The organism is Streptomyces sp. col6, assembly GCF_008042035.1.
Taxonomy (GTDB): domain Bacteria; phylum Actinomycetota; class Actinomycetes; order Streptomycetales; family Streptomycetaceae; genus Streptomyces.
This window is the reverse complement of the sequence record NZ_RDBL01000029.1, coordinates 265,752-276,484: the sequence shown is the minus strand read 5'-3', so window position 1 is coordinate 276,484 and position 10,733 is coordinate 265,752. Positions and strand designations below refer to the sequence as shown.

The window sequence follows — 10,733 nt, the reverse complement described above, 5'->3', positions numbered from 1 at the left end:
GAAGCGCTCGAAGGCTTCCTTGATGGTGTGGAAGACGCCGCCGGCGAGAAGACCCTCGGCGTCTTCCACACCATCAAGGAAGCCTTCGAGCGCTTCGGCCCCGAGGTCATCGAGTCCTACATCATCTCGATGTGCCAGGGCGCCGACGACGTCTTCGCCGCCGCCGTCCTCGCCCGCGAGGCCGGACTCCTCGACCTCCACGCCGGCTGGGCCAAGATCGGCATCGTCCCGCTCCTGGAGACCACCGACGAGCTGCGCGCCGCCGACGTCATCCTCGACGAGATGCTCGCCGATCCCTCCTACCGCCGCCTCGTCTCCCTGCGCGGCGACGTCCAGGAGGTCATGCTCGGCTACTCCGACTCCTCCAAGTTCGGCGGCATCACCACCTCCCAGTGGGAGATCCACCGCGCCCAGCGCCGCCTGCGCGACGTCGCCCACCGCTACGGCGTACGCCTGCGCCTCTTCCACGGCCGCGGCGGCACCGTCGGCCGCGGCGGCGGCCCCTCGCACGACGCGATCCTCGCCCAGCCCTGGGGCACCCTGGAGGGCGAGATCAAGGTCACCGAGCAGGGCGAGGTCATCTCCGACAAGTACCTCATCCCGGCCCTCGCCCGGGAGAACCTGGAGCTGACCGTCGCGGCCACCCTCCAGGCGTCCGCCCTGCACACCGCGCCCCGCCAGTCCGACGAGGCCCTGGCCCGCTGGGACGCGGCCATGGACACCGTCTCCGACGCCGCCCACGCCGCCTACCGCAAGCTCGTCGAGGACCCGGACCTGCCGTCGTACTTCCTCGCCTCCACCCCGGTCGACCAGCTCGCCGACCTGCACCTGGGCTCACGGCCCTCCCGCCGCCCCGGCTCCGGCGTCTCGCTCGACGGCCTGCGCGCCATCCCGTGGGTCTTCGGCTGGACCCAGTCCCGGCAGATCGTCCCCGGCTGGTTCGGCGTCGGCTCCGGGCTCAAGGCCCTGCGCGAGGCCGGCCTCGACACCGTCCTGGACGAGATGCACGAGCAGTGGCACTTCTTCCGGAACTTCCTCTCCAACGTCGAGATGACCCTCGCCAAGACGGACCTGCGCATCGCCCGGCACTACGTCGACACCCTCGTCCCCGACGAGCTGAAGCACGTCTTCGACGTCATCCAGGCCGAACACGACCTCACCGTGCAGGAGGTCCTGCGCATCACCGGCGGCCAGGAACTCCTCGACACCCACCCGGCGCTCCAGCAGACCTTCGCCATCCGTGACGCCTACCTGGACCCGATCTCCTACCTCCAGGTGTCCCTGCTCGCCCGCCAGCGCCAGGCCGCCGAACGCGGCGAGGAGCCCGACCCGCTGCTCGCCCGCGCCCTGCTGCTCACCGTCAACGGTGTCGCCGCGGGCCTGCGCAACACCGGCTGACCCGGCACCGCACGCCGACGGGGCGCGGGGAGAGATCCCCGCGCCCCGTCGCACGTCCGGCCACCGTCTCAGAGCGCGATGAACGCCGCCAGCAGCAGCGCCCCGCCCGCGATCCCGGTGCCCCAGGCCGTACGCGTCAGCCGCAGACCCCCGCCGATCACCAGCGCCGCCAGCACCAGAGCCCCGCCCAACGGCACCCACGCGTGCAGGAACCCGGGCGCCCCGGTCCGCACCACCTCGTCCGTCCCCGGCTTCACCACCACGGGGAAACGGTCACCCTTACGGGCCGCCACCGAGCTGTCCACCGACACCCGGGACCGCGCGGCACCCCCGTCCGACGGCGCGAACGGCCCCGTACAGACCTTGTCGCCGCACCCCGTCACCGTCATCGTCCCGTGCTCCCGCCCCTTGGCCAGCACGATGTGGTGCGCCGCGTCCCACGACGTCAGCACACCCGCCACCAGCAGCACCAGGACGACAAGGCCGAGCGCGGCACTGCGGCCGTACAACAGGGCACGGTGGGAGGGGTTCCGCTTCATGGGCCCAGATCCTTGGCCAGAGCCCTGCGGCCGGTCAAGCCGGGCCCGCGCCCCTTACGTGTTGTACGCGGACTGCGCCCGCTCCAGGCCCTCCGCCAGCAGGCACTCCACCGCGTCCGCCGCCCGGTCCACCTCGTACGCCAGCTCCTTGCGCTCCGTCGACGAGAAGTCCTTCAGCACGAAGTCCGCCACCTGCATCCGCCCCGGCGGCCGGCCGATCCCGAACCGCACCCGGTGGTAGTCCGCACCCATGGCCTTCGTCATCGACTTCAGCCCGTTGTGCCCGTTGTCACCGCCGCCCAGCTTCAGCCGCAGCGTCCCGTAGTCGATGTCCAGCTCGTCATGGACCGCCACCACATGACCGAGCGGCACCTTGTAGAAGTCCCGCAGCGCCGCCACCGGGCCCCCGGACAGATTCATGTACGACATCGGCTTCGCCACCACCACCCGCCGGCTCAGCGGGCCCGGCGGACCGATCCGCCCCTCCAGCACCTGCGCCTGCGCCTTCGGGGCGCGCTTGAACTTCCCGCCGATCCGCTCGGCGAGCAGATCGGCGACCATGAACCCGACGTTGTGCCGGTTCGCCGCGTACTCGGGGCCGGGATTGCCCAGCCCCACGATCAGCCAGGGGTCGGTGGCGTCGGACATCGCGCGCAGTCTCCTCGTTCGTACACGTACAACGGGCGTGGACAGGAAGCGGACAGGAAAACGGGGCGGCGGCTCCCGGAAGGGAGACCACCGCCCCGTCAGTCAAGCAGGCGGACAGAGGCTCAGGCCTCCGCGCCCTCCTCCTCGGCGTCCTCGGCGGCCGGCTCCTCGGCCTGCGGGGCGACGACCTGGAGCACGATGGCCTCCTCGTCACCGGCGAGCACGGAGCCCTTGGGCAGCGGGATGTCCTTGGCGAGAACCGACGCACCGGCGTCCAGGCCCTGCACGGAGACCGTGACGGACTCGGGGATGTGGGTGGCCTCGGCCTCGACGAGCAGGGTCGCCTGCACGTACTCCAGCAGGTTGCCGCCCGGGGCCAGGTCGCCCTCGGCGTGCACCGCGATCTCGACGTTGACCTTCTCGCCGCGCTTCACGGTCAGCAGGTCGACGTGCTCGATGTCGCCCTTGAGCGGGTTGCGCTGCACGGCCTTCGGGATGACCAGGGCGTCCTTGCCGTCGAGCTCGAGGCCGATCAGGACGTTGGCGGTGCGGAGCGCGAGCTGCAGCTCGTGGGCCGGAAGCGTGATGTGGACGGACTCGGCGCCGTGGCCGTAGACGACCGCGGGGACCTGGTTGGCGCGACGCGCGCGACGGGCGGCACCCTTGCCGAACTCGGTACGGACCTGGGCGGCGAGCTTGATCTCGGCCATGGGGCACTCCTCGTGAGGTGACGAAAAAACGGATGGTCACCCGGCCCACTACAGGCCTGCTACGAAGAGCGCGCCGATAACGGAGCCCCGTACATGAGTACGGCCTCCCTCGCCGAGCAACTCGCTGAGTCTACCCGGCGGGGAGGCCGCACCCCAAAGTGGATCAACGGCGACGCGGTCGCCCCTCTTCCACCGCTCTTCTACTGCTCCTCGAACAGGCTCGTGACCGAGCCGTCCTCGAAGACCTCGCGCACGGCGCGGGCGATCGTCGGTGCGATCGACAGCACCTTGATCTTGTCGAGCTCCAGCTCACCCGGGGTCGGCAGGGTGTCCGTGAACACGAACTCGCTGACCTTCGAGTTCTTCAGACGGTCCGCGGCGGGACCCGACAGGACACCGTGCGTCGCCGTCACTATGACGTCCTCGGCACCGTGCGCGAACAGGGCGTCAGCGGCGGCGCAGATCGTGCCACCGGTGTCGATCATGTCGTCGACCAGGACACAGACCCGGCCCTTCACATTGCCGACGACCTCGTGGACGGTCACCTGGTTGGCGACGTCCTTGTCACGGCGCTTGTGCACGATCGCCAGCGGGGCGTCCAGACGGTCGCACCAGCGGTCGGCGACACGCACCCGGCCGGCGTCCGGCGAGACGATCGTCAGCTTGGAACGGTCCACCTTCGCGCCCACGTAGTCCGCCAGGATCGGCAGCGCGAACAGGTGGTCGACCGGGCCGTCGAAGAAGCCCTGGATCTGGTCCGTGTGCAGGTCGACGGTGAGAATGCGGTCCGCACCCGCCGTCTTCATCAGGTCCGCGATCAGACGGGCCGAGATCGGCTCACGGCCGCGGTGCTTCTTGTCCTGGCGGGCGTAGCCGTAGAACGGCACGATCACCGTGATCGAACGGGCCGACGCGCGCTTCAGCGCGTCCAGCATGATCAGCTGCTCCATGATCCACTTGTTGATCGGAGCCGTGTGGCTCTGGATCAGGAAGCAGTCCGCGCCACGTGCCGACTCCTGGAAGCGGACGTAGATCTCACCGTTGGCGAAATCGAAGGCCTTCGTCGGCACGAGGCCGACACCCAGCTGGTGCGCGACCTCCTCGGCCAGCTCGGGGTGGGCGCGGCCGGAGAAGAGCATCAGTTTCTTCTCGCCGGTCGTCTTGATCCCGGTCACAGCACAGTCTCCTCAGACGTGTTCCTGGCGCCGCACGCAGATGTCCCGATGTGCAACGAGCCAGCCGAAATGGGGTGAGCATCTATCACGGTACGCGGTGCGCGACGTACCTGTTTCCGGTCAGCTTTCGCCGGCCGGCTCCTCCGCGGCCGCCTGAGCCGCCTGCGCGGCGGCGCTTCCGGGACGCTTGCGCGCGACCCAACCCTCGATATTCCTTTGCTGGCCCCGGGCCACGGCCAGCGAACCGGACGGTACGTCCTTCGTGATGACCGACCCGGCGGCGGTGTAGACGCCGTCCCCGACCGTGACAGGCGCCACAAACATATTGTCCGACCCGGTACGGCAGTGCGAGCCGATCGTCGTGTGGTGCTTGGCGACGCCGTCGTAGTTCACGAACACGCTCGCGGCGCCGATGTTGGTGTGGTCGCCGATGGTGGCGTCCCCCACGTACGACAGGTGCGGGACCTTCGTCCCCTCACCGATCGTCGCGTTCTTCATCTCCACGTACGTACCGGCCTTGGCCTTCGGGCCGAGCTTCGTCCCCGGCCGCAGATAGGCGTACGGACCCACCAGCGCACCCGGGCCCACCTCGGCGCCCTCGGCCACCGTGTTGTCCACCCGCGCGCCCGCGTGCACGACGGTGTCCGTGAGCCGCGAGTTCGGGCCGACCTCGGCGTCCTCCCCGAGGTGCGTGGCGCCGAGCAGCTGCGTCCCCGGGTGCACGATCGCGTCCCGCTCGAACGTCACGGTCACGTCGATCAGCGTCGACGTCGGGTCGACCACGGTGACCCCGGCCGTCATCGCCCGCTCCAGCAGCCGCTGGTTCAGCAGCCGCCGGGCCTCCGCGAGCTGCACCCGGTTGTTGATGCCCAGGATCTCGCGGTGGTCGCCCGCCACCGAGGCGCCGACCCGGTGCCCGGCCGCGCGCAGGATCGACAGCACGTCGGTGAGGTACTCCTCGCCCTGGCTGTTGTCCGTCCGCACCTGGCCGAGCGCCTCGGCGAGGAGCTTCCCGTCGAACGCGAACACCCCGGAGTTGATCTCCCGGATCGCCCGCTGCTCGTCGCTCGCGTCCTTGTGCTCCACGATCTCGGTCACCGCACCGCTCGCCGCGTCGCGCACGATCCGCCCGTAGCCGGTGGAGTCGGGGACCTCGGCGCTGAGCACGGTGACCGCGTTGCCGTCGGCGGTGTGCGTCGCGGAGAGCGCGGCCAGCGTCCCGCCGGACAGCAGCGGGGTGTCCCCGCAGACGACGACCACGGTGCCCTCGACGACCCCGCCCAGCTCGTCGAGCGCGACCCGCACCGCGTTCCCGGTGCCCTTCTGCTCGGCCTGGTAGGCGGTGCGCACCTGCGCGTCCGCGCCGGTGAGGTGTGCGGTGACCTGCTCGTGCGCGTGGCCGACGACCACGACGAGGTGCTGGGGGTCCAGCTCGCGGGAGGCGGCGACGACATGACCGACGAGCGAGCGCCCGGAGATCTCGTGCAGAACCTTGGGGGTCTTCGACTTCATGCGGGTGCCCTCACCCGCTGCGAGGACGACGACGGCTGCCGGGCGTACGGAGCTCACGGATAGGCCCTTCGGCTTCGGGTGGTGGACATCCGCAGGATACCGGGGGGTGTCGGACCGGACATGGGCGCGGGCCCCGACCGGATCGGTCGGGGCCCGCGCGCGAGAGCTCCCCCGCCAGGACTCGAACCCGGACAGATGGCACCAAAAGCCACAGTGCTGCCAATTACACCACGGGGGAATAACTCCGACTGAAACGGACAATTGCCCGGATCGCCGGAACGGCACCCAACACTATGCCGTACCAAGCCCCTTGTACGCGACGAGGATGCGGATGCCCTCGGCCGAACGTACGACGTGCTGTGCAGGTCACCCGAAAATGAGGTGCGGGCGCCCGTACGCTGGATGCCATGACCGCAACGGGGGAAGACCGGGAAGCGGCGGGTCCGACCACCCGTGGCTACTGGTGGTGGGACCGGCGACGGAGTGTCGCGCTGGATGTGGGGCTGGCGCTGGTCTCGGCGCTGGAGTGTGCGCTGGAAGGGGTGGACTTCGCGGGGGACACCGGGCTGCCGGTGCCCTTCGGGGTGGTGTTCGGGCTGGTCGCGGGGGCCGTGCTGCTGGTGCGGCGGCGGTGGCCGATCGCCGTGGTGCTGGTCTCGATCGCGACGACGCCCGCGGAGATGGGTTTCCTGATGGGCCTGGTCGGCCTGTACACGCTGGCCGCGTCCGAGGTGCCCCGGCGGATCACCGCGGTGCTGATGAGCATGTCCCTGGTGGGGACGTTCATCGTGACGTACGTACGGCTGCGGCAGGGCGTCGATGAGAACGCCGACTTCGGGCCCGGCGACTGGTACGTGCCCATGCTGTCCCTCTTCATGGCCGTCGGGCTGACCGCGCCGCCGGTGCTCTTCGGCCTCTACATAGGGGCCCGGCGCCGGCTGATGGAGAGCCTGCGGGAGCGGGCGGACTCGCTGGAGCGGGAGCTGTCGCTGCTCGCGGACCGGGCCGAGGAGCGGGCCGAGTGGGCGCGTACGGAGGAACGGACCCGGATCGCCCGCGAGATGCACGACGTGGTCGCCCACCGCGTGAGCCTGATGGTGGTGCACGCGGCGGCCCTCCAGGCGGTGGCGCCCAAGGACCCCGCGAAGGCGGTGCGCAACGCGGCGCTGGTGGGGGACATGGGCCGCCAGGCGCTGACGGAGCTGCGCGAGATGCTGGGCGTGCTGCGGACCGGCGAGCCGATGGTGACCCGGGTGGACAAGGTGCCGCTGGCCTCGGTGGGCCGGGCGGCGCAGGCGGCGGCCGAGGACGGGCCGCGGCTGGTCGAGGTGGAGGCCCTGGTCGGCCAGTCGCGGGCCGCAGGCATGACCGTGGAGCTCTCGGTCGAGGGTTCCGCGCGCGCCTACGCGCCCGAGGTCGAGCAGACGGCGTACCGGGTGGTGCAGGAGGCCCTGACCAACGTCCACAAGCACGCGGCGGGCGCGAAGACGTGGGTGCGGCTGGCGCACCGGGGCGCCGAGGTCGCGATGCAGGTGGAGAACGGCCCGTCGGACGCGGCGACGGCGGACGCGGGCCTGCCCAGCGGCGGCAACGGCCTGCTCGGCATGCGCGAGCGGGTGCTCGGCCTGGGCGGCGTCTTCGTCTCGGGCCCCACGGACGCGGGCGGCTTCAGGGTCTCGGCGGTCCTGCCGGACGGCGGCGACGGGACCATACCCAGCCCGTCCGGCGTTTGAGGACGGAACCCTCGCGGTGGGGGCCGCCAGCTCGGCGTGAACCGGCGTGCCGGAGGCCCTGATCGCGCACCCGGCGTGCACCGGCGCGCCGGAGACCCCGGCTCGGCCCGGAACCAACCGCTCAGCCCGAAACCAACCGCTCCGGCTGCAACCCCGTCACCAGCGTCGCCAGCGCCGCGTCGATGTCCTGGCCCAGGTACCAGTCCCCGGTGTGGTCGATGCTGTAGACCCGCCCGGCCACGTCGATCGCCAGGACGGCCTGGCCGTCCCCCTCCTCGCCGAGTGGCGCGACCTCGGTCGCCAGCGCGCGGCCGAGGTCGCCGAGGGTGCGGGCCAGGTGGAGGCCGCTCAGCGGGTCGATGCGGACGGCCGGCGGTGCGATCTGGCGGCCGGGTGCGGTGGCGGTGATGTGGAGGCCGCCGAATTCGGCCCAGGCCTCGACGGCGGCCGGGAAGACGGCGTGCTGGTGGCCGGCGGGCGAGGCGTGCGAGCGCAGGGCGTCGGCCCATTCCTCGGCCTGGCGGATGTCCCAGCGGCCGGGTAGCCAGCCGGCGGCGCGCAGGGCGGCGTCGACGGCGACGGGGAAGCGCGTGGCGGACTGGCGGTCGCGGCCCGCGGCCCCGGCTTGGGCGGGGAGGTCGGTGCGGTCGTGCATGGGCGCGGTCAGCTCTTCTCTGCGGTGGCGGCCGCGCCGTTCGCGGTGAGGTCGACGGGGCGGACGCCGAAGTGGGCGAGCATGACGGCGCAGGACCGGCAGGGGGCGGCGTAGCTGCCGTGCAAGGGGTCGCCGTCCTCGCGGATGCGGCGGGCGGTGAGCCGGGCGTGCTTGAGGGCGCGGCGGGCCTCGCCGTTGGTGAGGGGCTTGCGCTGGGCGCGCTTGGAGCGGCCGGCTTCGGCGGCGGTGAGGTGCCGGGAGAGCAGTATGGCCTCGGGGCAGCGGCCGGTGAACCGTTCGCGCTGCGCGCTGGGGAGGGTGTCGAGGAAGTCCTGGACGAGGTGGTGCAGGACGGGCGGCTGGTCGCCCTTGCCCGCGGTGCAGGTGAGTGTCTCGCCGCGTACGGACAGGGCGGCCGCGACGGCGGGCAGGATGCCGTCGCGCCGCTGGCCGAGCCGGGGCGCGGGGCCCTTCTCGGTGCTGCTCCAGCTGAGTCGTGGGTCCCCGGTCGTGACGGTCTGTGCAGAGTGTGCGGTGTGCATGGTGCTGTGTCCCTCCCGTGCCCGCAGCGGCCGCTGCTTTGTGTGCACGCCCCCCGTGTATGCGGGTGACAGCCTGCCAAATGTGTCGGGTCCTGTGAAAGCTGGGTCGGTGAAACGTGTCTGCGTGTCGCGGTTCGGTGGCCGTCCCGTCGCTCGTCCGTCACGCGGTTGTGACGGTTGGTGACGGATGGGGCCCGGGGGTGGCGGGGCCGGTTCCCGTACGGGTGTCACCGCTTAGGCTGTTGCCCGGACCGCCGGATTCCCTCGGGCGGGTCGGTCCTCATCAGCCAGACGCAGCAGGGGGCAACCGCCATGACGACAGGTCGGCTCGGGCAGCAAGCCGCGCCACCGAACGCGGCCTACGCCGGGCAGCTCGTGCACTTCCCGGACCCGGTCCGGGCGTCCCGCCACCCCAGAGGGGTGCGGATGGACGAGAACGGGTGTCCGGACTTCTCGCCGTACGCGCGTGCCGCGGCGGAGATCGCGGAGCCCCCGCAGGGTTTCGGCGTGGACGAGCTGCGGCTCACGGACTATGTGTCGGCGAACGCGGCGCTGGCCGCGGCCGGGCACGAGCTGTGGGACACGATCCCGCCGGTGGCGACGCCGCACGGCTGGACCTGGCACCACGTGCCGGGCGGCCGCCGGATGGAGCTGATCCCGGTCGAGGTGAAGGCGCTGCTGCGTCACCACGGGGGTCTCGCGTCGACGCAGGTCGACCAGGACAAGCGGGGCACGCGTCCGTTGCAGGAGACGCGGCCCGCGCACTTCCGGCTTCCGAAGGGGGCCGTGGCGGTGACGGAGCAGCAGATCCTGGGTGTCGAGGAGGATCTCGGGTACCGGCTGCCGGGTGCGTACCGTTCGTTCCTGAAGGCGGCCGGCGGTTCGGCCCCGGCGGGTACGGCGCTGGACGCGGAGCTGGGTCTCCTGATCGACCAGCCGTTCTTCACGGTGCGCGAGGAGGCCGCCGTGAACGATCTGGTCTATGTCAACAAGTGCCTGCGTGATCACCTGACGAAGGACTACCTCGGCGTCGCTTTCGTCCAGGGCGGTCTGATCGCGGTGAAGGTGCGGGGCGAGGGCCTGGGTTCGGTCTGGTTCTGCGCGTACGACGACGCCCGGGACCGTGACGGCTGGACGGTGCAGGAGCGGGTGGACCGGCTGCTGCTGCCGTGCGGTGCGGACTTCGACGCGTTCCTGCAGCGTCTGGCGGGCAATCCGCCGGAGCTGGAGACGGTGGCGAACCTGATGGTGGACGGTGGCTTCGCGCAGGCCGTCCCGGTGGAGGGATGAGCGCGATGGTGACCTTCGCACAGGCGCAGGAGCGCGCGGACGAGTGGGTGAACGGTGACGTTCCGGCGTATCAGCACCGTGAGGTCCGGGTGCGTGAATTCGAACTCGGATTCGTGGTGTGGGCCGAGGACCGTGCGGACGGTCCGGTGTCCGACGGCGGCCGTCAGCGGATGGTGATCGCGCGCGACAGCGGCGAGGCGACGCTGTGGCCCGGACTGCCGGTCGGTGAGGTGATACGGCGGTACGAGGAGGAGTACGGCTCGCAGGACGTGGAGCCGGCGGCCCCGGCGCCGCCCGAGCGGGTGGACCTGAATCAGACGTCGTTCCTGTTGAGCCCGCCGGAGTGGCTCCAGGAGGCGGCGGACAAGCTGGGCATCCCGGACCGGCGTGCGGACCGGGACACCCCGCCGCCCGCCCCGGCCGCGCGCCCGGAGTGCCGGGGGCACCCGGAGGCGGCGGAGGCGTGCTCCCGCGCCCCGCACGCGGCGGGAGGGCGGCCTTGCTCGTCGCGGCGTCGGAGATGTCCCCGGC

Annotated in this window: 10 protein-coding genes, 1 tRNA gene and 1 pseudogene; 4 read left to right on the top strand and 8 right to left on the bottom strand. The window is 71.7% G+C overall.

The genetic code is table 11. The annotated features are described in order from the left end of the window. On the top strand, positions 1 to 1,398 hold a 1,398-nt coding region (locus EAO73_RS30470; protein ID WP_147975389.1), incomplete at its 5' end, for a phosphoenolpyruvate carboxylase. Between the two features lie 68 nt (positions 1,399 to 1,466). Here EAO73_RS30470 and EAO73_RS30465 read toward each other — a convergent pair. From EAO73_RS30465 to EAO73_RS30440, 6 genes are all read right to left on the bottom strand, one after another. Further along, positions 1,467 to 1,937: a hypothetical protein gene (locus tag EAO73_RS30465; RefSeq protein WP_147974744.1), complete on the bottom strand. Its 471-nt coding sequence runs from the start codon at positions 1,935 to 1,937 to the stop codon at positions 1,467 to 1,469. Between the two features lie 54 nt (positions 1,938 to 1,991). Then, positions 1,992 to 2,585, bottom strand: a complete 594-nt coding sequence (gene pth, locus EAO73_RS30460) for an aminoacyl-tRNA hydrolase (RefSeq protein ID WP_147974743.1) — start codon at positions 2,583 to 2,585, stop codon at positions 1,992 to 1,994. A gap of 122 nt (positions 2,586 to 2,707) precedes the next feature. Beyond that, the gene (locus tag EAO73_RS30455; RefSeq protein WP_147974742.1) at positions 2,708 to 3,295 is read right to left on the bottom strand and encodes a 50S ribosomal protein L25/general stress protein Ctc; all 588 of its coding nucleotides are present in this window, start codon (positions 3,293 to 3,295) and stop codon (positions 2,708 to 2,710) included. A gap of 200 nt (positions 3,296 to 3,495) precedes the next feature. Continuing rightward, a complete protein-coding gene (locus EAO73_RS30450) occupies positions 3,496 to 4,470 on the bottom strand; it encodes a ribose-phosphate diphosphokinase (protein WP_018524797.1) in 975 nt (324 codons plus the stop codon). Between the two features lie 120 nt (positions 4,471 to 4,590). Continuing rightward, the gene (gene glmU, locus EAO73_RS30445; protein ID WP_147974741.1) at positions 4,591 to 6,039 is read right to left on the bottom strand and encodes a bifunctional UDP-N-acetylglucosamine diphosphorylase/glucosamine-1-phosphate N-acetyltransferase GlmU; all 1,449 of its coding nucleotides are present in this window, start codon (positions 6,037 to 6,039) and stop codon (positions 4,591 to 4,593) included. 109 nt (positions 6,040 to 6,148) lie between these two features. Continuing rightward, positions 6,149 to 6,220 (bottom strand) — tRNA-Gln (locus EAO73_RS30440). A 169-nt stretch (positions 6,221 to 6,389) separates the two neighbouring features. Here EAO73_RS30440 and EAO73_RS30430 point away from each other — a divergent pair. Next, positions 6,390 to 7,715: a sensor histidine kinase gene (locus EAO73_RS30430; RefSeq protein ID WP_191134286.1), complete on the top strand. Its 1,326-nt coding sequence runs from the start codon at positions 6,390 to 6,392 to the stop codon at positions 7,713 to 7,715. Positions 7,716 to 7,836: 121 nt separating this feature from the next. On the opposite strand, the gene EAO73_RS30425 is transcribed toward EAO73_RS30430, so the two are convergent. After that, positions 7,837 to 8,370 carry an SUKH-3 domain-containing protein gene (locus EAO73_RS30425; protein WP_147974739.1) on the bottom strand — a complete coding sequence of 178 codons (534 nt, stop codon included), beginning with the start codon at positions 8,368 to 8,370 and terminating at the stop codon, positions 7,837 to 7,839. 8 nt (positions 8,371 to 8,378) lie between these two features. Continuing rightward, positions 8,379 to 8,912 (bottom strand): YwqJ-related putative deaminase, encoded by a 534-nt coding sequence (locus EAO73_RS30420; protein ID WP_147974738.1) that lies wholly within the window; start codon positions 8,910 to 8,912, stop codon positions 8,379 to 8,381. A gap of 312 nt (positions 8,913 to 9,224) precedes the next feature. Here EAO73_RS30420 and EAO73_RS30415 point away from each other — a divergent pair, with 312 nt between their 5' ends. Together EAO73_RS30415 and EAO73_RS36930 are read left to right on the top strand one after the other, a co-directional pair. Next, positions 9,225 to 10,202: an SMI1/KNR4 family protein gene (locus EAO73_RS30415; RefSeq protein WP_147974737.1), complete on the top strand. Its 978-nt coding sequence runs from the start codon at positions 9,225 to 9,227 to the stop codon at positions 10,200 to 10,202. 5 nt (positions 10,203 to 10,207) lie between these two features. Further along, positions 10,208 to 10,733 (top strand): annotated as a pseudogene (locus EAO73_RS36930) (hypothetical protein); the annotation flags it as partial.

What these genes read in the sequence shown, in the direction of transcription:
- EAO73_RS30465 (WP_147974744.1), bottom strand. Translation starts at nt 1,937, where the DNA reads ATGAAGCGGAACCCCTCCCACCGTGCCCTGTTGTACGGCCGCAGTGCC.
- pth (WP_147974743.1), bottom strand. Translation starts at nt 2,585, where the DNA reads ATGTCCGACGCCACCGACCCCTGGCTGATCGTGGGGCTGGGCAATCCC.
- EAO73_RS30455 (WP_147974742.1), bottom strand. Translation starts at nt 3,295, where the DNA reads ATGGCCGAGATCAAGCTCGCCGCCCAGGTCCGTACCGAGTTCGGCAAG.
- EAO73_RS30430 (WP_191134286.1), top strand. Translation starts at nt 6,390, where the DNA reads ATGACCGCAACGGGGGAAGACCGGGAAGCGGCGGGTCCGACCACCCGT.
- EAO73_RS30425 (WP_147974739.1), bottom strand. Translation starts at nt 8,370, where the DNA reads ATGCACGACCGCACCGACCTCCCCGCCCAAGCCGGGGCCGCGGGCCGC.
- EAO73_RS30420 (WP_147974738.1), bottom strand. Translation starts at nt 8,912, where the DNA reads ATGCACACCGCACACTCTGCACAGACCGTCACGACCGGGGACCCACGA.
- EAO73_RS30415 (WP_147974737.1), top strand. Translation starts at nt 9,225, where the DNA reads ATGACGACAGGTCGGCTCGGGCAGCAAGCCGCGCCACCGAACGCGGCC.